The following is a 23,866-nucleotide window of genomic DNA, read 5'->3' on the forward strand; positions in this document are numbered from 1 at the left end:
AAGGGGAATAGAGTTTTGTTATTGGCCAAAGGCTACATCGGGCGTGGGGTTAATGATCAATCGCATAAGTTGGATAAATCGCTCAAATTCGCCCGCCTTCCGGACGGCAGTTTCACTCCCTACTGGTGTGAGCTGATAGTATTTCCGCAGTCGCCCGTCCACCTCCAGACTTTGTGTTATCAGTAACCCTTCATCTTCCAACTTATGGAGTAATGGATAAAGTGCGCCAAACGTAAGCGTGATTTCCCCGCCTGTCCGCTCTTCTACAGCCTGCGTAATTTCATACCCATACATCTTCCCCTGTTGAGCCAGCAATTGAAGAACAAGGGTTTTCAGTGTTCCTCGTAAAAATTCCTGATTACCTGATTCCATTGTATAGTTGATCGTTAATTTAATTTCCAAACAAAAATATATAAGAAAATTATATATACAATTAATAGAATAAAAATTTGCTTCTGGGGAAGCGAATACTTGTAGCAGAATCAATCCAGCAATGGTATCGGATAGACAGTAGGTAGTGAGCGCATGTGCTTACGGATACAACTACTACCTTACACCATCATAAATCGAAAACTATAGAGTCATTACTTAAACAGCTCCCTGAAATACGGTTTAGGACAAGTGCCTTGTCTGCTTAAAGTGAGTAAAACCACGTTTACTTATTCTCACAAAAAGCTCCCACCTGAGACGCCGATTTTGATTCATTACGCTCTTTGTACCTTTTTTACGTATCAAAGATTGGTATTAATAGCTCCATGGCAAAGCTAACCAGTGCGGCTACGGAGGCTAGTAGTCTTCCAAACTAGATTTTTTTGATTCTATTAGATTCTTTTGACACTAGATGCTTGATTATCAGAATCGATAGAATCTATAGAAACTATAGAATCTAAATTGGAAAAGCACTAGTTGGAACAATAAAAAGGCTCAAACGTCGATATATATCGACGTTTGAGCCTAGGAGCAAAAGCACGGTTTAGCCTGTATATTAAATTGGCAATATCAAAAGCTAATGCCAGTTGTTAGGGCAAAACTCTCAAATTTGACCCGTATTGGTTCTGTATCAGTTTGAAATGGACTTGAGCTAGTAGCAAGGAATACATAATTACTTAAATTCCGGTCGTATTGCAACGTAATAGGAATACTGATTTTTCCCAGTTCGATGGTATAACCAATACCAGCCATTCCACTCACAACAGATTTGATTGAAGAGGAGGTTTCCGGTCCCATATATGGACAGGGCGCAGCTATACAGACAATATCAGTTCGTCTACTTAAACCACTACCTGTGAGATGGTTATAACTAACTCCCGCTTGAACAAAAAACAGCTTTTGATTAAGGGAGACATTATATCGATATATAAACGGTAGTTTGAACGTGCCAATTTTTAAATTGACATCGTAAGATTGAGACTTGGCCCGCGTCCAGGATGGTTGGAGATGTAAAGATGATTTAGTTGTCATAGCGTACTGCAAATCAACACCAATAAGAAAGCCAGCTAGAGACTTGATTTCTGGAGTAGTCAAAATAGTACTTGAATAGTTAAACCCTGCAAACACACCGAACTGGAACGGCTTCGCCTTTATTAATATGTTCTCCTGAGCCTTTAAGCTCGTTAACGTCATCCAGAAGGCAACTAGCGTGCTAAAAAGAGTTTGCATAGAAGAAGTGAGCAGATAAAAGATTAAAGTAATTAATTCAGTTTAAGCTCTTGAGAGCCCTGATCTAACAAAATCGATTTATTAAAAAAGTTTCATGTCCGGATTTTCAGGACCATATCACGTATCCCATCTCATCCTCAGGCAAGACCAATTTAGTTGAATTCAAAATTATAGGTCAAACTTGGAATGGGTGCGCCGAAGATACTCAGTTGATAAGGGTTTGTCGCTTGCCCTTCCGTTCGGTAGAAAATTGAATACACATTCTTACGACCGTACAGGTTATACACCGTAAACGTCCAGTGACCCTGCCAGCGCCGGTTTTTCATACTGGGGTTGTAGATGTTCCAGGCAAAATCCAGCCGATGATAGTCCGGTAACCGATACTGGTTGCGCTCGTCGTAATACGGGTACGTCCGGCCCTGGTAGCGAATTAATCCCTCCGGTGCCGTGTAAGGCCGCCCCGTACTGTACGAAAAGTTGAAGGAGAAACTATGGGTTTTGCCCTGGTTGATAGTCAGGCTCATGTTTAGACTATGGGGCCGGTCATAGTTAGCTCGGTACCAGTTCCCCCCGTTGATCTGTTGCTGGAATTCAACCCCTTGATTCACCTGATTCAGCGTACGGGCAAAGGTATAGTTGACCCAGCCCGTTAGTTCGCCTTTTTTCTTGGACACCATCACCTCCAGGCCATAGGCTTTACTGCGGCCCGGCAGCAACTGGGTTTCGGGGTAGGGCTCTAACAAAAAATTAGCCCCTGGTTTGTAGTCCAGAATATGCTGCGTACTTCGCCAGTACACCTCTGCCGATAGTTCGAAGAGGTTATTTTTTGAGTTCCTAAAATACCCCGCTGACCACAATTGGCTCACCTGCGGCTGGATATGCGCATCGGATGTTTTCCATCGGGAAGTAGGCAGGGGCGTAATCGTGTTGGTAATCACCTGTACGTATTGCCGCATCAGATTATAGCCAATCTTGATGGAAGAGGTAGGGGTTAGCGTATACCGCAGGCCCAGCCGGGGTTCAAAACCCCCATACTGTTTGCTTAGCTGTCCGGCCCGGTAAACTGTAGAATCCACGACCGCCGACGCATCGGCCACGTCACTGTTTGCATACCGACGCACGATTGACGGTCCAAAATTCAGAAAATGGGAGTACCGCAGTCCGGCCGAAACCGCTAGTTTATCGGACAAACTGATCTCATCTTCGACATGGATGGCTAGTTCCAGTGCGTTCTCAATCGGTGTTTTCTGGTAATTGACGGTCCGACTGCTGCCGGGAATCAGTTCGCCCGGATTGAGTCGATAATGTAAGCCACTGATGCCAATCTCGATCTTCTGATTCGCTAACTGATAGTTTAGATTTGATTTAATCTGTCGTTGTAAGAGCGACTGTTTCAACTCGACTTTGTTGGCCGTACTGTCTTCGGTAGACAGGATGCGGGGAATGTACTGAGCCACCAGCGCTGTGGTTTGCACATTCACCCGGTTATTGATGGCGTGAAACCAGCGGACCATGCCGTTAGCGGTTTGTTGAGCGTACTGCGTATTGATCGCATTGACATTAGAGAGACTCCCCACTAAATTAGTTTGAAACAAATCCTGGCTGTAGTAACTGGTGGCGGTCACTGTATTACGGTCATTGACGCGCCAGAACAACTTAGCCGTACCATCACCGAACTTGGCCCGAATGTTGTCAAAGCGGGGCGAAACCGCGCGCAGCAGAAAGTCATTAAACGCCCCTCGACCGGAGACCATCAGCGCCAGTTTGTCTTTGATGATCGGGGTCTCAAGGGTCAATCGGTTAGCCACCAGACTCACTCCGCCCCTCAGATGAAGTTGTTTAAGATCAGGGTTACGCAGGCTAATGTCCAGTACGGAAGCGGCTCGGCCCCCATACCGGGCCGGCACATTACCCTTGTAGAGATCAAGCCCACTAACCGCATCTGGTGGAAAGACCGAAAACAGCCCAAACATATGGGTGGGGTTGAAAATGGGCGTATCATCGAGCAGGATAAGGTTTTGATCCGTAGTCCCCCCCCGAATGTTGAGTCCATTAGCGGCTTCGCCCACACTTGTCACGCCGGGCAGCATTTGCAGGCTGCGTAAAATGTCTACCTCGCCCAGAGCGGCAGGCATCTTCTTCAACGTCGCGATATTGATCTGACTAACCCCCAACAGGGGCTGACGAACCGTACGATCGTAGCCTTTACTGGTAACGACAACCTCCTCCAACTGGCTGGCGACAGAAGCCAGGTTCACCGCTAGGGTTGTGTTTTCCCGCAGATAGAGCGTGGTTCGGAAGGGCAGGTAGCCCACGCTTCGAATGACGACGGCGTGCTTTCCCGGTGACAGGCGAACCAAAAACTGCCCCTGTTCATTGGTAGCGGTACCTTTACCGATTTTTTCATAATCGATCAGCACGGTAGCACGAGCCAGCACTCGACCCGTAGCCGAATCGCGAACAGTGCCATTAACCGACAGGAGCCAATTGCGGTCGCTCGACGCTCCAGGTGTTTTATACGCCGTTATCAGGTCGCCAGACCGGCTTGGTGCGGGGGGCTGCTGACTTCCGGCCGGCGCTTCTACAATGGTCGTCGTTTTGGACAGCGGAGACGTCGGTAGAACGACTGGTGGTTCATTGGGTATGATCGCCGTATTCGGGGCAACAGGTTGATGGCGCTGAGTCACAATCCGCTTTTGCCAATAGCCTTGCCGGCTTAACCAATCGGTCCATTGGTCCAGCCAGGTATCAGGTACCGAATCGAGCGGAGTACTACCAACCCGTTGACTTCCCAATTCATAGCTATGCAACTCTACTGACCGGCCAGCCTGTAGCCACTGCTGGTATAACTGGGCGGTCTGGATAGCCTTCTGGCGGGCATGGTTTATTGTCGCCCCTGACAGGGCGACAATAAACAGACCTGGCGCATCGGCCGGAACCGAGTCGGCGGCTAGGGCACCTATTTCAGCCTGAATAAGGCTCACAAAATTAGGGCGGGTTGCTTTAGTCGAGTTGTAAACTAGTTGTAGTGCCAGCGTTCCGCCCGTAGATACGCCCAATACACCAATCTGATCCGGTTTGATACCCAGTTCGAGGGCGTGTTGGCGCAGGTAGCTAAGGGCATTGCTGCCATCAGCAAGGGCCATGGCTCGTACATTCAGCGAATCTTGCGGGCTTAACGTTGGAGCCTGCCCCGTTGTGGGGAACACGGAGCCTTGAGCCAATCGGTAGGGTATTACAAAAACCGTTATGCCTCGTGCGGTTAGTCGAGAGACCAGGGTCCTACTTTCCGGGTCCAATGCCTGCGTGGTCAATCTAACCTTCGGAAAAATAAGCACGGCAGTGCCCGTTGCCAGCACTGAGTCTGGCAAAAAAACCGCCAGTTTTGAGGAAGTCGTTATCCTCAACACGTTATTTTCCAGCAGACTGCCTGGTCGTATACCTTCGGCGTTGGTACGATTAATGGAATCAAGGGCTTTGTTGCCAGGCGGTTGATTCACGAACTGCGCCTGGACGAGGTGGCTGGCAAGCAGATTTAACCCTAGAACGAATACGGTATAGTTCATCACGAGTTTAACTGGGTTTGTCATTCGCTATTCTTCCGGTTCGATTGTAGCCCTGTGACGTGGACTATACTGGGTAGGTGGTTTGGGCAACGACTGAGCTTGGAAAACTGATAAAAACAACATCAGGCAGTAGGTATAAGCGCTTAGGCCCATTGGGCGTTATAAGGTTCAGTCACGCCAGCCTTCGGGTTTATACGGCGTTCGGGTATCACTGGAGACACAAACGGCTAGTGGAGGGCGGTTACCGATAGCTGGCTCCCGGGTCGGGTCATGACCGTTCAGGGCTTGAAATAAGCCAGGCGTGAAACCACTCGCATCACTACGGGTTAGCCAATAGCGAAACGAAGAAACGCTGGATACGGTAAAATACCCAACCACCGCTTCATTGTACTGCGCCACATTGTGTATGTTGCCGACCAGCAGAGCCGGCTGCCCACCGTCCACACCACCTGTCGTCTGAGTCTGGTCACTCAATCGCTTCAGGTACTCGTAAGCCGATTTGGTTAAGGAGCTTTGTCTAATGTCAACCAGGCAATGCTCTTTCGAGTAGAGTGGAATGCGGCCAACAAGCAGGCCTTTGACTGGATTCCCATTGCTGTACTGATCGCTGAACAAGATCAGGTTATTGCTGTAAATAATTTCCCAACAGGCTGTTCGACAATTATAATCATAATTAGGGAAGGAAGAATTTAACGTATTATTGACACAATCTTCCAATAAGGCTCCTTGCGCATCAAGAATTTGGTAGAGTCCTCGCTGGCAACTACGGCACCATTCCTGGCGTTCCCAATCCGTCCATTCCCACCGGTAATAATTGGTTTGATTAGCCGGGTCGGTAAAGTCTACGTAGAAATCATGAGCGGCCGTATAAATATTATTTAATCGCTCCGTTCCGCTTAAACTTGTGGGATTAAACTGAGCGCGAACTTGCCCGATGGGCGCCACGGGCTGAAGTAACTCGGGGGTTGATTCATAGTGCGTGCCATCCGATAGCGTGAACTTGAGTTGATACGTATGGCCAGCTTGACCCTGAAAGTCAGCGGGTAGCTGATAGCGGCCATCGGTAGTTTCCTGAGCGATCACCACGTTTCCTGAATCAACGACGAGCTGTACGTTAGCCTTAGTGACGGGTAGATACCCTAATCGACCGCTGAGGGGGTCCGCCTGGGAGCGATTAAGCCGAATCACCTGAGTCTCCGCCTTATCGGTAAGGGTGCCATCAACAATCAGCACATTAAGCGAGCTGTTAATGGTTGCTGGCCTGGGGTCAACACACCTAACGAGTCCTAAGCAACTGCTTAGGCAAATCAATAGAATGATGATTACTGAACGCATATAGCCAAACAGGAAATTACCTTCAAAAGTAGACAAGCGGCCTAGTTCGATTTTGGTATAAATCAGTTATTTGCTAGTATATTCCTATTGACAGTTGTATATTGATTATATGAAACGTTATATTCAGCATGAGCCCTTTAATGTCTATCACTTTACCGTAGATCGCTGGCCGCACCCGGTTCACAAGCATAGCTATTTTGAAATTATTTTTATCCGTAACGGTCTTGGGCGGCATTTTATAAATGGTCATACCTTTTCTTACGCAACGGGGGACGTGTTTTTATTAGGCCCGGAAGATTACCATTTCTTTGAGATTCAAGAACCGACTACATTTTGTTATATCCGTTTCACGGAGTTGTTTATTCGGGACCCTGCGTTGGCCCAATCCACCCAGTGGCTACCTATGGTCGAGTATTTACTTCAAACCCCTTACCAGGCCAACGGAAGTTTGGTGAAAGATCCAGGCGAAAAAGAGCTTTTGGAGCATTTGCTGATTGTACTAGTGCATGAATATGATCGGGAAGAAGGCTATGACATGCTGATCATTAATGGAATCATGAAAGCACTTTTGGTGATGCTATCTCGTACGTTGGTTCGGCAACGAACACATGAATCCCAACAGCGTCCAAGCCCAAAACTAATGGAGGAACTCTTGCTGTATATCTGCCAACATATTCAGGACCCAAACGCCTTGCGAATTGAACGATTAGTAGGACGCTTTAATCGGTCGGCCAGCTATTTAAGCGTGTTATTTAAAAAGCAAATGGGGGAATCGCTGCAAGTTTACATCCTTAAGTATAAGCTCAGGATGATCGAGAATCGGTTGCGATTCAGTAATCAAAGTATTACGCAGATTACCACTGAATTTGGCTTTACCGATAGTAGCCATTTGACAAAGCTCTTCAAAAAGCACTATGGCCTAACTCCTGGACGCTTTCGTCAAACAGCCGCTCAAGGGCAAAAGCCGTAGTGCATCGAAATCGACGTGATAATTGAGAACACGTTTAAAGTGGTGGTGCTGGTTAACATCTCTCAGTATACTTGGGTTAAGTTTCAGGTTGTCCAGCGACTCCCGATTCTAACGGACGGTCAGTTCATCGGCGGCTCCGCTGGCCACGTATTCATAAGCCAGTGTTGTCATTACTCCCAATGCTTTTTTTTCAAAATCAAAGAGGTTGATCAGGTCGGATAAATCAATGGGAGTAGTCGGATGGATTTAGGAGTTTCGTAGGCCGTTCATAACTCAGAAAGAGCAAACGATAGCCGAGCTACCGTTGTACAGCAATCTGGTAATCACAGAGGCACCAAGAATACAGAGAGAAAACTGAGTTTCAAAATGAATTTTGTTCCATTTCTCTCCGTATTCTCGGTGCCTCTGTGGTTACTATCTTTTCCCGGTTGGTAAGTCACGAGTGCACTACTGGCAGGGGAAATCGAATTGTTGTTGAATAATAATTCCAGCTACTCCCTGCCGTTTGCTCCAAATACCCATATATCTGTTGCGAAGGAGGTACATTACTAAACGTTAACGCAACTGCCTGTTTGCCATTCAACACTTTTGTTCCTGCGTTCCCAACTGTGCCGAGTCCAGCATTCCCTTGAAGACTAAACTGATTCTGACTGGAATTCTCAATAAGAAAGACCATTACGTAATTGGAAACCGAGGTTATTCCATAGGCGACTGGCTCAAAATGCATCTGGATAGTCGGATTACGAATAGGCGAATTTCGTCTATCGAAACTAGCGTAAGGTGTCATCGCATCAGCCTGAACAATATCGGGCTGGATAAATGTAAGATTGGTGCGCCCTTTCCCCACCGTTCTCGTTACGCTCAACGTATCGATTGAGAAAAAACTGGGCAAGGGAAAGCTAGGGCCCAAACCGGGCGACGCAAACGTGCCCAATAATTTTTCTAAAGAGGTTTCCGCCTGAAAGTCATCGAAATTGATTCTGTTCTTTTCAAATTTTGCTAACTTCATTTGCTTAGTCGTTTATGGTTAACAATAATCCTCACCGCAAATGTTGGGCGCTAAGCGAACGTTTTGTATCTGATCTTTAGTAAACGGTAAACTATGCGTAGTAATACGCTAAGATGGCGCAAGGCTGGAGCCTTGCGCCATCAACAAGCTGGCCCGGTCAATTGTGATTAGCAATCGACCGGGCCAGCTTGTTAACTAGTTATGTGCCTATTAATTAGGCATTTTGCTTCATCCGAATGATGTTCAGAGCGGCACCCGCTTTGAACCACTCGATTTGGCCTTCGTTGTAGGTATGGTTCACAGGGAACTCATCTGTGGTGCCATCAGCGTGATGCAGAACGATTTCGAGCGGACGACCTGGCGAAAACTCGGTCAGGCCATCGATGTCGATCACATCATCTTCCTGAATTTTGTCGTAATCAGCAGGGTTAGCAAATGTTAACGCCAGCATACCCTGTTTTTTCAGGTTGGTTTCGTGAATACGAGCGAATGAACGCACCAGAATAGCACGAACACCTAGGAAACGAGGCTCCATAGCTGCGTGCTCACGAGACGAACCTTCGCCGTAGTTTTCGTCACCAACGACAATCGAACCGATGCCCGCAGCTTTGTAAGCGCGTTGAACAGCAGGCACTTCACCATACTCGCCGGTCAGTTGGTTTTTAACGCTGTTGGTCTTCTCATTGTAGAAGTTCACCGCGCCAATCAGCATATTGTTCGAAATGTTGTCGAGGTGACCACGGAATTTCAACCAGGGACCCGCCATCGAAATATGGTCGGTGGTACACTTGCCTTTCGCTTTGATCAGCAGTTTCAATCCTTTCAGATCAGTACCCTCCCAGGCCGCAAATGGAGCCAGCAATTGCAAACGGTCCGACGTTGGCGAAACGATTACCTGCACATCCGATCCGTCTTCGGCGGGAGCCTGATAACCAGCATCATCAACAGCATAGCCTTTAACGGGTTGCTCAATACCCTGTGGCTCGTCGAGCATGACCTGCTCACCTGCTTCGTTGGTCAGTGTATCGGTCATTGGGTTGAACGTCAGGTCACCCGCAATAACGAGTGCTGTCACGATTTCGGGTGATGCCACGAAAGCGTGGGTGCTGGCGTTACCGTCATTCCGTTTAGCGAAGTTCCGGTTGAACGACGTGATGATCGAGTTTTTACGGGTTGGGTCATCCATGTGACGCGCCCACTGTCCGATACAAGGACCGCAGGCATTGGCCAGAACCACGCCACCGATCTCTTCGAACGTATCGAGCAAACCATCGCGCTCAGCCGTGAACCGAACCAGTTCAGAACCCGGCGTTACCGTAAATTCGGCCTTGGTTTTCAGATTCTTCGCCGTGGCCTGAGCCGCTACCGAAGCCGAACGAGTCATGTCTTCGTAGCTGGAGTTGGTGCAGGAACCAATCAAACCGACTTCTAGTTTGGCAGGCCAGTTATTTTCTTTCACCGCTTTAGCAAAATTCGACAGCGGCCACGCTAAATCTGGCGTAAATGGACCATTGATGTGTGGTTCCAGCGTCGACAGGTCGATTTCGATGAGTTGGTCGTAGTACGAAGCAGGGTCTGCATACACTTCGTCATCCGACCGCAAATCAGCTTTCACAGCGTCGGCTGCGGCAGCAATATCAGCCCGGCTGGTCGCTTTCAGGTAATCGGCCATTTTCTCGTCATAGGCGAAAATCGAGGTAGTTGCCCCAATTTCAGCACCCATGTTACAAATCGTGCCTTTACCCGTAGCCGACAGACTTTCGGCACCTTCGCCGAAGTATTCAACAATACAACCCGTTCCGCCTTTTACGGTCAGGATACCCGCTACACGCAGAATAACGTCTTTAGCTGATGCCCAACCGCTCAGTTTACCAGTCAGTTTCACACCGATCAGTTTGGGCATTTTCAATTCCCAGGCTAAGCCCGCCATAACGTCGCAGGCATCAGCTCCACCCACGCCAATGGCGATCATACCCAGACCACCCGCGTTTGGTGTGTGCGAATCGGTACCGATCATCATACCACCCGGAAAGGCGTAGTTTTCAAGTACAACCTGGTGAATGATACCAGCACCTGGTTTCCAGAAACCAATACCATATTTATTGGAAATAGACGCCAGGAAGTCGTATACTTCTTTGTTTTTGCTCTTCGCAATATCTAAATCCTGAACGGCTCCTACTTCGGCCTGAATCAAGTGGTCGCAGTGAACGGTAGAGGGAACAGCTACTTGAGGCCGACCTGCCTGCATAAACTGCAATAACGCCATTTGGGCCGTTGCATCCTGCATAGCCACACGGTCTGGGGCGAAATCCACATAGGCTTTTCCCCGCTCAAACGCCTGGGTTGTTTCGCCAGCAAAAAGGTGACTGTATAAAATTTTCTCCGACAAGGTCAGCGGTTTGCCCACTGCCTTCCGGGCTGCTTCGACGCGTTTACCGAGGTTAGCGTACACGCGCTGAATCATATCTAAGTCAAAAGCCATAGTAAGTAGGATAACAGGTTACTGAAAATATATTCTATAAAGACAACCACAGAACTCGGTAAATGGATTCAAATACGTGGCTTAAAAGTAGAAGTTTCTGGCTCGTTTTAGAAATATTCTGATAATTTGGAACTGTTCTGATCATGAATGCGAACCAGTGATATAGGCACCTATACTATATACCTTACCGTTCGCTCTGTTTATTAGTCACATTTTGCACGAAATAGTCATTTAACGAGTACCTTGTTGATTAAAATCGCATTAACCCGTTGGAAGGTACAATTCATCAAACGAAAACGGTTAATGCATAGCTACTAACTCGTATGAATAAGAAAAACACAATCCTATCAATCACTGCACTACTGGCTTTAGCCTTTGCTTTTTCATCGTGTAAAAACGACGACAACCCAACGATCACTTCCACTACAACCAAGTTAACAGCAACGCTCAACGGTGCCAGCGAAAAACCAACCTCTACCTCGTCGGCAGCTACAGGCACGTTTACAGGTGTAGTTGATGAATCAACCCGTGTATTAAGCTACACGGTAACGTACACGGGTCCCTTCACCTCGTCATTAACAGCCGGTCATTTACACCGTGTTACGAATACAACAGCCTTGACAGGTGGTGTTGAAATACCTTTCACGAGTTTAACCAGCCCGATTATTGGCACATTTCAATTAGCGAATCAGAATCGGGTAGATAGTCTTAAGAATGGTTTTTATTACGCCAACCTACATACGACGGTCTACCCGGCCGGTGAAATTCGTGGCGATATCAAAAAGCAATAGTTTACAACTAGCTGCAAACAAAAATGCCAGACTGTATTTTACGGTCTGGCATTTTTGTTATTTATTACTCAATTTACTAGGCCACAGAGATCGTCTGCGCAGGCTTATTGGTAGCTGGATTCTTGGGAAGAACCACTTTCAGCACGCCATCGGCATAACTAGCCGAGATGCTTTCGGTGAGGACTTTGTCGTTGAGCTGGAACGACCGTTCGAACGACTGGTTGCCGTACTCCTGATACGTATACTTGCTCGATGCTGACTGTTCCTCTGCATTCGGCTGATCAGTGCTCTGATACGAAATCGTCAGGACATCGTCTTTAACCGTTAGCTTAACGTTCTCTTTTACCAGCCCTGCCGCATAGAGCGAGATGGTATATTCGGCATCGGTTTCTTCAATATTGACAGGTACGTGCTGGAAACCACCGGCGTGACGACCTTCCCAGAATTTACCGAATTTACCGCGGCCAAACATGGGACCACCCCAGTTTCCGCCAAATTTACCTCGTCCCCAGGGACCACAATTACCTTTATGTTCTGATTGAAATGCTTGTTTATTATACATGGTTGTGTGTGTTTTAGTCTTGTGTTTACTGATTTTGTTTTTGTGTGTTTACTTGTTCTGGCTTAGTTGATTGGGATGACCCGTTCATAACGTTGTACACTTATGGGTGAACGATAGGTTGGATTGTCGATGGATATAATATTCGATGACTGCCAGCCACCCCGTTCAAATCGTCCGAATGATCGGCCGGCTAACCGGGCGCCTGCTACGCGAACCACCAGGAATAACCCCAAACCAACCAGCAATACTTTTACAATAAGGGTAAGTAGAAACAGGACCAACCCGACCGCCAGTGCTACACCAGCTACTCTCCAAATGATGTTCATGTTGTTTATGTTTAAATGGTTTCAGAAAAGCCTTTTTGCCTGAAGTTGGTAGAGACGAACATTGACGGCCGATTTTTTCGAGACGCCAACTTCTAGCTTTGCGGCTTTAGTAGGGATGACGGAGAAGCGAATTGTTTTACTTTAAAAAATCGTAAACTTTTTTTCAGAGCTTAGACTTCAGCGAGTTATCAGCCAACCATTTTCAAATACAAGAACCTTATTTCCAGACACTTAAAACCAAAACAATCTAATTATATTGAGTAGAAAAAGTCAAAAATAGTTAGTGGTAACTATTGAGGTTAGCGCGGGATCGGTGGACTTTTAGGGCATAAAACATCTAAACGCGAACTCCCCAATCTAGTCAACCCACTATGAAATTATCGGCGGTTTTATTAGTACTCTGTTTGTCAGTTGAACTTGTTGCCTGCTGGAAACGAAAAATGCCTGTTGAAGATGTCATCGCTCAGGCCGACTCTTCAGTGGTGGAAGTCAAGGGCTATCAGGCAAACAACCGGACTATGCTCGGCACCGGGTTCGTCATCGACTCAAAAGGTCTGATCGTAACCAACTACCACGTTATCCGCGATGCAGAACGAATTGAGGTTACCCTATCGAATGGCCGAACGTATCCAGTGTTGGGGGTTGTGGACTACAATTTTAGCGATCCGGGCTATCCTGATTTTGCTATACTCAAAATCGATGCGGAAATCGATCTGGCCGCCCTCCCGCTGGGTAATGATGATGAATTAAAATCGGGCGAAACGGTTGTGACGATTGGCAACCCAATTGCTTACGCCCACACGCCATCGGTTGGGAATTTCGCTCAGCGTCGGCAGCTCGACAGTGTGGCTTATCTACAAATAACCGCTCCTATCTCGCACGGAAATAGTGGTGGGCCATTACTCAATCTTTATGGTGAGGTGGTTGGCATCAATACGCTTGGCGATGAGCGTGGACAAAACCTAAATTTTGCGCTATCGGTGCAGTACATAAAAGATGCGCTTGATAAACAAGGGCACGCTGTTCGCTACACTGTTAGTGACGTACTGGCGATGCAGAAAAAACGGGATGCCGAGCAGTTTGAAAAACTATTCACTACCTACGAACATCCACAGAAACTATTCTCCATGCTATATCCACGTGGTTGGCAAACGTATCAGGGAAGCCGCTGGCGCTATGGTGTCGATCCCGACACCAGTTATGTGTACACCTGCGTGTTTGCGCCGGATGGAGCCTACAATCCAGAAACAGGTTATCTGGCCGGTGGCATTCGGGTGGTTTTCTATCAGCCACCCAGCGGTCGGGTCTGGGCCGGCATTCTGAACCGTTGGCCAGCGGCCTTTAAGCGACGAACACTGGAAGCCAATAACGGTTTTGCCTTTACGGATTCGTCGGTCATTACGCTTGATCAGATTCCAGCCCGGCTCTACACCGCCATTGGTCGAAATGAAAATATCAGCGAGATTGAACTGGACCGGTTTATCGTATCAGGCCATCCCAACTACCTGCTTTCGGTCGAATTAGCCTGCCCTAACAGCCAGTCGCAGGTTTATGATACCTATTATCGGGCCATTTTACAATCGTTCCGATTCGGTCTTGATCGGGGTTCGGCACCTTAAAATTCAATTCATTACTGATTTTTGATAAATACCGACGCATCGGTGTTCACATATTGCAGCTGCCCTGTCGGTTCAAAGCGAATGCTGTGGGCTAATGCAGTATTCGCTTCTACGGTAACTATGTGTCCGTCACTAATCACGACATCATCACACACACTGGGCACGCGCCCACAGCCCCAGGTACTGGCCGTATGCCAACTTCCCGACGATACGCTCTGGCAACCACCTCGTTTTATAATAATATCGTCGATGCGAAGCTGATCGCGTGCTCCAGAGGTACCTACACCGGTATAATAGTATTGCCACAAGAATTGAATGTAAGGTTTGTTGAGCAGCGTTGCCGGTAGTGCCACTGGCCCAATTACCTGACTATGCCCTGCTGTAGCATTCCGAACGTATTCAACCGGATTATTGGCCGCGTCTAACAAATCAGTAAATGGGCCAGAATTCCCTAGCCGGTAGCGAAGTCGAATATTGTATTGACGCGGATTAGGAACCACCGTGCCCCCTGTCCATTGTATCGAAGCCTCAGTAAGATTGGTTGTTCGCAACGCTAATACCATGCCCCCCAAAGCCGTAGAAATGTAACCAGCAGGTCCGCTACCCGTATTAATGAACGACATACCATCGACTCCAAGTCCATTTATACGGGTGGCGCTGGTGAGGTTATAGCTTCCTTTCACCGTATCGGCCACCGCATACGTGGCCGACAAAGGAGGATCTTCCTGATTCATGCTCACAAAATGCATGTTTGGTGGGTAAGTGCCTGCTGGAGTCGTGGCCGAGAAACTCTCAAAGCGGTATTCGCAGCTACTTAGGAGATAGGCAGCCGGTTTGCCACCAAACGAATTATCGATATCGAAGAAAGCCGTAAGCGTTCGGTTAGCAGTAGGATCGAAACTATAGGCCGTATCGGTTGAAACGACAGTTCCGTTTTCCTTCCAGGCGATAAATCGGTACCCAACCAACGGCTTAGCTACAATTCGTATCGCATTGCCCTGGAAATAAACTCCTGTCCAGGGATACGGATTTGCAGCTACCCCAGTCGTAGTCGGCAAAATATCGATGGTATTTACTTTTACATAGCCCTGCGTAGCATCAGACACAGTCAATGTAATGTTTCGGTTGTTACTCAAGCTAAAGCGGGAGCGAATATGATCGCGCACATAAGCAGGACGTTGTTGCAAATATGTACGGACAATATTGACATTACTAAGCCATTTGGTTAGCGAATTGTTGGTTTTCCATCGACTGAAATGCTCGGTCATCAACGGCTGGTAATCCTGTTGGAAGGTATTGAGCAAGTCAACCGTGCGGCTCGTGATGAAGGTTGTATTGAGCAGGTCGGCAAAGCGATTGATAAAGTACGATTTATAACTGTTTACTTCCAGCAATCGACGTAAAAAACGGGTATACTCGGTAACATCGGTGCCATAGTTCCCCACAGAAGTAGCTCGGTCAAGCGAATTGGATGTGTAGTCATTACCCGCTCCAAGTGTCCAGTCCATGTCGTTCATCATCCAGCGGAATCGACCGTCTTGCCCTTTGGGGGCATTCGGCAGATACTGGCTGGTCCGTTTACGCCAGAGTTGCTGGTTATTATACGGCCAATCGAAATTCCCGGAATAGATTTCGGCTATCTGGTAGTCCGAAAAGCTCTCCACGTCCATTTGCTGATTAACATAATTATAGTCAATTGTTTGAGAGCCAACAAAGTAATCCTTAAGGGAATAGAATTTCACCAGGTCCCCGTTATCAGCCACGTAAGCACCATAATCGAATTTAATCACATCGACACTATCCGGGTCAACCGCATAGTTTCGATTCAGATAATACTGATCATACCGCTCTATCAGGTTATGAACGCCCCAATATTCGCCATTCATAAAGACAACACTGGGCCGGTTCGACTGCGTCTCGAAGGGCAGGTGACGCACCATTGTTTGCATATACGCATCAATAATAGTTGTGAAATCCCAGTCGTTACCACCGCTACGGAGCAACAATCGATTGTAAAACTGATTGATAGGTCGGTTATCGAAAAACGAATAGGTGAAGTCGTCATCGCCATACAGCCGCACCGCTTTACGAGGAACGGACCGCGAGCAACCCCCATTGATGGCAATATCGATACGCTGCTTTAAGAGCGAAGTGCCATTCATGAAAAACTGTACATGAGCCGGTCGCTGCCAGTTATCGCTCTTATTCGAAAAATTACCGGGCGAACAGAAAATACTTTCGGCGGTTGGATTCGCTTGTCGCCAGCCATCGAATGTTGCACCTGCCGTATAAATACCGTTCGAGTAGTCAAATAAGGAACCCTCATTGGTGGCAATCGAAATAACAGGAACGCTTCCAAAGCGCGTGGTAGGGGCAATAAAATACGACTCGGTAACAATGTCACTAATTAGTGTATTGGGCTTGTAAGCCACTGCCCGCACCACGGTTCCTTTAAAAATGGGGGTCGTTGGTGCGTAATAAGGTGATGAGTTGAATGTCGATGATTTAATCGACAGTTTGTTTGGCGAACTAGTCTGGTCGCTGATTGTAAGTGGGGCCGTGTAGGTCAGACTCCGGTAACTCTCCGTCAACAGCGATCCATTGCCCTGACCGGGCTGTTCGACGTAGTTGTTTTTATACTGAAAAGTATTGGGGCCCGGATTTATCGGATCTGGTTCTGAACCGTCCAGTGTGTAGTAAATGGTAGCGGTCGGATCGGGCGAGGTAATTGTCAGGCTAAAACCAGCGGTGGAGAAACCACCTGCCTGCGAAAAAATCGGCGCACTCAAAACGGTGGCATAGCCTGTTTTAGCATTGTTACTGGCTCCTGGACTCGTGTTGTTAATCGCATTCGTGCGCTGAAAATAGAGCCAGGTAGTCGATCCGTCGGGTTGCCGGCCCCACGAAACATCAGTCCGCTGTGGACCAAATGTTACCTGATCTACTATGGTCGTACCATTTGGCTGTACAAGGCTAACCATCTCTCCGTCCGCCGAGAGTTTGAAACCAACGTGGAGTGGTCCCCGGCTGGTAACATCGCTTGCCCAAATTAACAGGTACCCATTGGCCGGAATGATCGTTTGGGATGAACCCGTCGGCAGCCGATATTTTGTTAATGTGCTGTTATCCGATAAGTAATAACCACCAATATTAACGGTGGTAGAATTTGGATTATAAATCTCAAACCAGTCTTCGTAAGACCCCGAACCATCGGTAATAGTCCGGGCGTTCGAAGCCATAATTTCATTGATATACAGCTGCTGGGCTTTGCTCGTAAATCCTATTCCAAGCAGAAAAACGATCCAGCATAAGCCATTAATTATTTTTTTAAAATTAAAGCATGGAATAGTTTTCATTTTCGTGGATTTTGTAAAACGCTGTATCAATTCTAGATACAAAATCCACGCCGTTGCTCAACTTTCGGCAGACATTTTTCTCCTTTCGAGTAGGTGCGAAAACAAAAAGCACCCCGGCAACATAGCCTAAAGGTGCTTTTGGGTCTAAAAACCAAGCTTTTCTATACTCGTCTCAGCCAACAATTTTCAGGATTGTCTGATACAACACTTCACTTCCTAAAGCCAGATCTTCATAGGATGCGTACTCTAGTGGATTGTGGCTGATTCCATCTTTACAACGAACAAAGATCATTCCATAATCACAAGCTTCCGACATCACCAGGGCATCGTGAAAAGGCCCGCTCACCAATTCCGGGGCATCCAGACCTAAATCGGTGCAGCTAGCTCGAATAGTATCCTTTATCCAGTCGGCACAGTAGCTCGATTTAATATCAGTATCCACGGTCAGTTCGTAGGTGAGTGCGTGGGTTTGAGTAATTTCAGCAATTGCCTCCTTAAGCTGACGTTCGCAGGTATTACGCCGTTCCATATCGATATCCCGGAACTCCATCGTCATGCTAACGGCTTCGGGAATGATGTTTCGGGATGATGGGAAAACGTTGAGCGTCCCGACTGTACCCACTGTAGGTGCTGGGGTAAACTGCGACGCAATCTCATTGACGGCGACAACCACTTTGGCAGCTCCCAGCAATGCATCTTTCCGAAGCGGCATCGGTACCGAACCGGCGTGACCAGCCATACCTTTCAGGGTTAAGCTAAGCAAAAGCGGCCCGGCAATACCGCTAACAATCCCAATAGGTTTGTTCGTTTTATCTAAGACTGGCCCCTGTTCGATATGCAGCTCGATAAAGCACCGAATACTTCCCGGAGCATATTTGTCGTCGTTGAATTTAGTGATGTCGCAGCCAAAATCGAGCAGTGCCTGTTCGCGGGTGATGCCGTCTTTGTCTTTCCGTTGCAACTCCCCCTCTTCCAGTTTTCCAAGAATGCCTCTCGAGCCAAAAAGGCCTTTGTTGAATCGCCAGCTTTCCTCATCGGCAAAGGCAATCACATCAATACTCGTCTCTGGCACAATGCCTTTTTCGGCAATGGTACACACGGCCTCAATTGCGCATAACACGCCCGCGATGCCATCGAATCGGCCTCCATACGGCTGCGTATCTAGGTGCGAACCCGTCATTAAAATAGGTGCATCTGGATTTTTGCCTGTCAGTCGGCCGATTAAATTTCCGAAGCTATCTATTCGAACCGTCAGTCCGGCAGCTTCCATCCAGCCTTTGGCATGCTCAAACATCTGTTTCTCCAAAGCCGAATGAGCAGGCCGGCACATTCCGGTTTCGCCAATTTTTCCGATCTCACTCGAAACTTCAAAGTAATGCTGAAGACGTGCTGCGTTTATATTCATAAGCCCTGTAATAATGAATAATGTAGAATGTGCAATGAATAATGGGGCTGTCTGGATCATTATCCATTGTACATTCTACATTATCCATTGTTTATTTAAGTCAAGACCCCCGATAGGTTGAATACCCAAATGGGTTCAGTAGTAAAGGAACGTGGTAATGCTCGCCAGTGGTGATGGCGAATGTGATTTCAACGAAGGGATAGAATGAAGCGACGCCAAGCTGTTCAAAATAAGCGCCGGTTTCAAAGCGTAATTTGTAGGTACCCGTCGGCAAAATGGTTTCCTTAGGCAACAGATCGCCAATTCGGCCATCGGTATTGGTCATTCCCCGTGCGATCTCGATCCATTCGCGTTGCTGGTGATACAGGACGATACTTACGGCTTCAGCCGGTTTGCCACGGGTTGTATCGAGGATGTGGGTGGTTATAACGCTCATGCGATCAGGAGTTTTTCCAGGCGAATTTTCGTGATTTTATTCTGTTCCTGCATGGCAATCTGAAGTTCTTCTTCTGGCGAATTTAGTAACCGTACTTCCAGAATTTCCAGCATTTCTTCCGCCGATTTACCCGTAGCGCATACGATGAAAATATAGCCAAACTTCTCTTCGTAAAGCTGATTTCCTTCCGACAGCATTTCCAACACACTGAGCGACGCGGTTGAAACTCCTGCTTGCTCTCCTTCAGCCCAGGCTGCGGTCGATGCGAACTTTTTCCTCAGCGACTCAATATCTCCAATTTTAGGGTGATGCGTAAATGCTTCCCGCCAATCGTTTTCAGTCAGCCCAAACCAGATAACTTCGGCCTGTTCAAACAGGCTTTCCTTACTCTCAACGGGAAAAATTTTAGCCATTTCATCAACCCATGTCGTTGATCCACAACAGGTAGAAAGGGCGGTTTTGAGGTCAGAGGCAGGTAGTTGATTTAATTCGGGTAGTGTCATATAGAACGCTGATAACTATGATTGATACGATTTAAGGATGATATCCTAACTTTATAGATTCACACTTTCGATAGGTGTATAGAATGGAGCTTATTAAAATCTTGATCATAATCAATCCTAGCAATCATAATCATCTGCGTTCTATTATACCGTAGTTGGAAAGCGGTTGACGTTCTTGTAGTAAATATAGACCGCAGGTTCTTTGCCCATAGCTGTGAACCACTGTTGGCAATAGGGCGCCATCCAGATTGAATCACCTTTTTTGATCGGATACCAGTTTTGATCGAGCATGTACACCCCCTGCCCTTGCAAATAAATCAGGCCGTGCTCCATAATATGCGTTTCAACCAGCGGTAAATGTCCACCAGGATCATAGGTAAAAATATTGACAGCCATATCGAACGACAATTCATCGGGCAACAGCACCTGCAACCGCAAAGCTGGATCACCCATATAGCTTGGGCCTGCTACGTTGGCGGCATCACCGAAAATCACAGGTGGTACAGCATAGCCTTCCAGTTTTTCATAGAGTTTGTGGAAGGTAAGCAATTGCGTTCCTGCTTCCGGCTCTTCAATCAGATAGTCGTTCCCGATAGGGATATACACAAATTGGCCTGTTTTCAATGACTTTGTGTCCCCGCTTACAGTTGCAGTACATTGTCCTTCAATAACATAGAAGAATAATTGAGACTGTTTTGTGGTACCAACAAGTTTGCCTTTATCTGTTAATGTAATGAGCGTTTGGCACAGATTGGCTCCCATTTGCTCATTGATAATGACATTTACTGTGCAGTTGTCCCAACCCGGCACGTGACTATTGATATACCCATCGGGGCTAATAACGGCATGATTGCGCTTGACAACCGACCGGGTAAGTGCTGAAATTTCCATAGGCATAAGTTAGTTTACACTATGGTTTTTGTCATTTCGACGATAGGAGGAATCTCAAAGTTGGCTACTAAGAGATTTTGAGATTCCTCCTATCGTCGGAATGACAAAAACCATCAATAAGATAATTTAAAAATCTATCTGCAACCTGTAGCGTAGCGGCCATATCTGTCAATTCAACGTTTTCCAACGGATTATGGCTGATTCCCTGAAAGCAGCGCACGAATAGCATGGCAATTGGCGAAACCTGCGAAATTGGAACGCCATCATGTCCAGCACCACTTACCAAATCAATTCGCTCATAACCAGATGCCTGTATTGCCTGACCGAGCATTTCGTTCAGTTTAGTATCGCACGTTACGGGGACTGTTTCCTGAATCAGTTTCCATTGGAACGTAATCGATCGTTCGGCGCATAGACTGGCACATTGCTTTTGCATGTTCCGATAGGCGTACTCCAGGAAAGCTGGGTCATTACTGCGCAGATCCAGACTACAGCTTACGTCGCCCGGAATAACATTACTGGCAGCATTTATCACGTTCAGTTTGCCAACCGTCGAAACCAGATTATGTCTGTTGGCAAAGCCAAATTTCTCAACCTCCAGAATAAACTCTGCCGCAGCACACAGGGCATCCTGCCGCATATCCATTGGTACGGTTCCGGCATGACCAGCCATTCCCGTAAACGTAACTTCTATCCGTTTTTGGCCCGCAATGGCTGTAACAACTGCTACGGGCACCTGTCGTTCGTATAGAACTGGCCCCTGCTCGATGTGGATTTCAAAATAACCCAGCCAGTCATCGGGTGCAATCGCATCCGATGGCAATTGGTCGGTCGTCTCTCCCATAGCCTGAATAACTTCGCTAAGTGACGTACCCGATTCATCTTTTTTTACCAGCAAACTCGGATCAAACGAACCAGCCACAACTTTACTACCGAGGTAGGTTGTATGAAATCGAACACCCTCTTCATCACTGAAAGCAATCAGTTCCAGATTAAACGGCAGCGCTTTACCAAACTGACGAAGATTTTCAATCAGATCCAGCCCCATAATTACGCCCATCGGTCCATCGAACTTCCCGGCGTTCACAACCGTGTCCATGTGCGAGGCTATCACAAACGTTTTAGCACCAGCCATTGGACTTACGAAACGACCTCGAACGTTACCAATCGCATCGACCCGCGTTTGCAAACCAGCCTCCTGCATCCACGTCTGAATCAGTCGACTTCCCTGCAAAAATGCCTTCGTTCCGAAGGTGCGGGTAACGAATGTCGGATCATCACTGATGCCCGCCAGTTGGTTTATTTTGTCCAGTACGTTCTCTGCCCGTTGCAAATAGTCAGTCATATCTCCTATGGCTAAAAATAATTTAACCACAGAAACTCAAAGAACATAAAGTTATTGAACCTGTTTAAATTTCCCCTTTTACAGAAAATACTAGCCTGTTTTTGTCATTCCGACGACAGGAGGAATCTCAAGCTTGACTAACACGCAACTTTGAGATTCCTCCTGTCGTCGGAATGACAAAAAAACTACTCTTTGTTTGGGTGTAATCCATAAAGTTTAAACAAGTTCATTATAATTTCCTTAACTCTGTGTCTCCGCGTCTCTGTAGTTAATAAGTCTACCTGCGTTCAATTTTATAAAGTCGCCATTCTTAAAAACCAGCTCGCCAGCCAGGTACGTTTGCTCGACAACGCCATATAGCTCTTCGTTCAGATAGGGCGTCATTTTATGTTTATGCTGTAGTGAATCCGCTGAAACAACGAAGGATTTATCTGGATTCCAGACCACTAAATCGGCGTCGAAACCTTTGACAATCTGGCCTTTTCGATTAGATACTCCTGCTAATTGAGCTGGTTTTTCACTTAACCACCTGGCTATATCTGTTACGGCAAAACCCCGCTCCTTTGCGGCTGTCCAGAGTATAGGCAAAGCCAGTTGAAGTGAAGCGATACCTCCCCAGGCTTTCATGAAATCGCCACTTTGTAGTTGTTTCAAATCGGGCGGTGCGGGCGAATGATCGGTAGCCACAAAATCAATGATGCCAGCCCGTAACGCTTCCCACAGCTGATCATTGTTTTCTTTTTCCCGAATGGGTGGCGCACATTTAAATTGCGTTTGCCCATCTGGAATGGTTTCGGCCGTAAAATACAGATAATGCTGGGCCGTTTCGACCGTAAGTGGCAAGCCGTTTCGCTTCGCAATAGCAATGGGTTCAATGGAGTTCGCCGACGATAAATGGACAATGTGCGTTCGGCAATTGTATTCTTCGCACAGCCTGATCATCAGCGCAATGGCTTCATCTTCCCATTTTTTCGGTCGGGACGACAGGTAGTTTTGATACGACTGAGGATCACCCGTTGCCAGTTGCCCATCTGTCGATAATTCGCAATGGACGAGTAACGGCAAACCGTGTCGGGCAATAAGAGGCATCGCTTTTCGCAGGTCCTCTTCCGTTACGTTTGGAAAATCGTCGATACCAGAATGCGTCAGAAACGCTTTGAAGCCTACTACGCCTTTCTCAATGAGCAGCTCGATATCATCGGTGTTGCCTGGTATCAGACCACCCCAGAAACCGCAATTGGTATGGAGTTGCCCCTGCGTAGCCGCCAGTTTCTGATCAAAAGCCTCCGCCGTTGTCGTTACGGGTGACGAATTCAGCGGCATATCGACCAGCGTGGTCAAACCGCCAGCAATAGCGGCACGAGTAGCTGTATTAAAACCCTCCCAATCGGTCCGGCCGGGTTCGTTGATGTGGACGTGCGGGTCGATAACACCCGCCATCAGCACACTATCGCCAATAGCGATTACATCACCAGCAAAATCTACCGGCACTTCTGAGCAAACATCCGCAATCAGACCGTTTTTCAGAATGACAACAGCCTGTCTGATTCCGTGTGGAGTACAGATTTTATTTCCGTTGATAGCCAGGTCGATCATACTAAAAAATAGAAA

The 23,866-nt window shown here is 47.2% G+C and carries 18 protein-coding genes; 3 read left to right on the forward strand and 15 right to left on the reverse strand.

All coding sequences use genetic code 11. The annotated features are described in order from the left end of the window. Nucleotides 1-18 precede the first annotated feature (18 nt). From H3H32_RS12375 to H3H32_RS12390, 4 genes are all read right to left on the reverse strand, one after another. Nucleotides 19-372 carry a PadR family transcriptional regulator gene (locus H3H32_RS12375; RefSeq protein ID WP_182463000.1) on the reverse strand — a complete coding sequence of 118 codons (354 nt, stop codon included), beginning with the start codon at nucleotides 370-372 and terminating at the stop codon, nucleotides 19-21. Between the two features lie 627 nt (nucleotides 373-999). Further along, nucleotides 1,000-1,659: an outer membrane beta-barrel protein gene (locus tag H3H32_RS12380; RefSeq protein WP_182463001.1), complete on the reverse strand. Its 660-nt coding sequence runs from the start codon at nucleotides 1,657-1,659 to the stop codon at nucleotides 1,000-1,002. Between the two features lie 152 nt (nucleotides 1,660-1,811). Beyond that, a complete protein-coding gene (locus H3H32_RS12385; protein ID WP_220472637.1) occupies nucleotides 1,812-5,249 on the reverse strand; it encodes a TonB-dependent receptor domain-containing protein in 3,438 nt (1,145 codons plus the stop codon). Nucleotides 5,250-5,393: 144 nt separating this feature from the next. Continuing rightward, a complete protein-coding gene (locus tag H3H32_RS12390) occupies nucleotides 5,394-6,596 on the reverse strand; it encodes a DUF4249 domain-containing protein (protein WP_240543755.1) in 1,203 nt (400 codons plus the stop codon). A 73-nt stretch (nucleotides 6,597-6,669) separates the two neighbouring features. Here H3H32_RS12390 and H3H32_RS12395 point away from each other — a divergent pair, with 73 nt between their 5' ends. Beyond that, nucleotides 6,670-7,530, forward strand: coding sequence for a helix-turn-helix transcriptional regulator (locus tag H3H32_RS12395; protein ID WP_182463004.1), 861 nt, complete (start codon nucleotides 6,670-6,672; stop codon nucleotides 7,528-7,530). A 436-nt stretch (nucleotides 7,531-7,966) separates the two neighbouring features. Here the strand turns inward: H3H32_RS12395 and H3H32_RS12400 are convergent, their stop codons facing one another. Together H3H32_RS12400 and H3H32_RS12405 are read right to left on the reverse strand one after the other, a co-directional pair. Continuing rightward, a complete protein-coding gene (locus H3H32_RS12400; RefSeq protein ID WP_182463005.1) occupies nucleotides 7,967-8,539 on the reverse strand; it encodes a hypothetical protein in 573 nt (190 codons plus the stop codon). Nucleotides 8,540-8,753: 214 nt separating this feature from the next. Beyond that, nucleotides 8,754-11,021, reverse strand: coding sequence for an aconitate hydratase (locus tag H3H32_RS12405; protein WP_182463006.1), 2,268 nt, complete (start codon nucleotides 11,019-11,021; stop codon nucleotides 8,754-8,756). Nucleotides 11,022-11,344: 323 nt separating this feature from the next. On the opposite strand from H3H32_RS12405, the gene H3H32_RS12410 reads away from it, so the two are divergent. Beyond that, nucleotides 11,345-11,812 carry a CHRD domain-containing protein gene (locus tag H3H32_RS12410; RefSeq protein ID WP_182463007.1) on the forward strand — a complete coding sequence of 156 codons (468 nt, stop codon included), beginning with the start codon at nucleotides 11,345-11,347 and terminating at the stop codon, nucleotides 11,810-11,812. A gap of 76 nt (nucleotides 11,813-11,888) precedes the next feature. Here H3H32_RS12410 and H3H32_RS12415 read toward each other — a convergent pair whose 3' ends face one another. Continuing rightward, nucleotides 11,889-12,374, reverse strand: a complete 486-nt coding sequence (locus tag H3H32_RS12415; protein ID WP_182463008.1) for an Hsp20/alpha crystallin family protein — start codon at nucleotides 12,372-12,374, stop codon at nucleotides 11,889-11,891. Nucleotides 12,375-12,436: 62 nt separating this feature from the next. Then, a complete protein-coding gene (locus H3H32_RS12420; protein WP_182463009.1) occupies nucleotides 12,437-12,700 on the reverse strand; it encodes a hypothetical protein in 264 nt (87 codons plus the stop codon). A gap of 371 nt (nucleotides 12,701-13,071) precedes the next feature. Between H3H32_RS12420 and H3H32_RS12425 the strand changes: the two genes are divergently transcribed. Beyond that, entirely contained in the window at nucleotides 13,072-14,319 is a 1,248-nt protein-coding gene (locus tag H3H32_RS12425; protein ID WP_182463010.1) for a S1C family serine protease, read from the forward strand. Between the two features lie 11 nt (nucleotides 14,320-14,330). Here H3H32_RS12425 and H3H32_RS12430 read toward each other — a convergent pair whose 3' ends face one another. The 7 genes from H3H32_RS12430 to allB all read right to left on the reverse strand — a co-directional run bounded on the left by H3H32_RS12430 (nucleotide 14,331) and on the right by allB (nucleotide 23,851). Further along, on the reverse strand, nucleotides 14,331-17,675 hold the full coding sequence (locus H3H32_RS12430; RefSeq protein ID WP_182463011.1) for a CotH kinase family protein: 3,345 nt from the start codon (nucleotides 17,673-17,675) through the stop codon (nucleotides 14,331-14,333). A gap of 172 nt (nucleotides 17,676-17,847) precedes the next feature. Then, nucleotides 17,848-19,080: a M20 family metallo-hydrolase gene (locus H3H32_RS12435; RefSeq protein WP_182463012.1), complete on the reverse strand. Its 1,233-nt coding sequence runs from the start codon at nucleotides 19,078-19,080 to the stop codon at nucleotides 17,848-17,850. 100 nt (nucleotides 19,081-19,180) lie between these two features. Continuing rightward, nucleotides 19,181-19,516: a hydroxyisourate hydrolase gene (gene uraH, locus H3H32_RS12440; RefSeq protein ID WP_182463013.1), complete on the reverse strand. Its 336-nt coding sequence runs from the start codon at nucleotides 19,514-19,516 to the stop codon at nucleotides 19,181-19,183. Beyond that, nucleotides 19,513-20,019 carry a 2-oxo-4-hydroxy-4-carboxy-5-ureidoimidazoline decarboxylase gene (uraD, locus tag H3H32_RS12445; RefSeq protein ID WP_182463014.1) on the reverse strand — a complete coding sequence of 169 codons (507 nt, stop codon included), beginning with the start codon at nucleotides 20,017-20,019 and terminating at the stop codon, nucleotides 19,513-19,515. Before uraD ends, uraH begins: the two co-directional genes overlap by 4 nt. A gap of 144 nt (nucleotides 20,020-20,163) precedes the next feature. Continuing rightward, the gene (allE, locus tag H3H32_RS12450; RefSeq protein ID WP_182463015.1) at nucleotides 20,164-20,910 is read right to left on the reverse strand and encodes a (S)-ureidoglycine aminohydrolase; all 747 of its coding nucleotides are present in this window, start codon (nucleotides 20,908-20,910) and stop codon (nucleotides 20,164-20,166) included. Nucleotides 20,911-20,977: 67 nt separating this feature from the next. Beyond that, the gene (locus tag H3H32_RS12455) at nucleotides 20,978-22,255 is read right to left on the reverse strand and encodes an allantoate amidohydrolase (RefSeq protein ID WP_182463016.1); all 1,278 of its coding nucleotides are present in this window, start codon (nucleotides 22,253-22,255) and stop codon (nucleotides 20,978-20,980) included. A 240-nt stretch (nucleotides 22,256-22,495) separates the two neighbouring features. Beyond that, nucleotides 22,496-23,851, reverse strand: coding sequence for an allantoinase AllB (gene allB / locus H3H32_RS12460; protein ID WP_182463017.1), 1,356 nt, complete (start codon nucleotides 23,849-23,851; stop codon nucleotides 22,496-22,498). Nucleotides 23,852-23,866: the final 15 nt, after the last annotated feature.

It is taken from the genome of Spirosoma foliorum, from assembly GCF_014117325.1.
Taxonomy (GTDB): Bacteria; Bacteroidota; Bacteroidia; order Cytophagales; family Spirosomataceae; genus Spirosoma; species Spirosoma foliorum.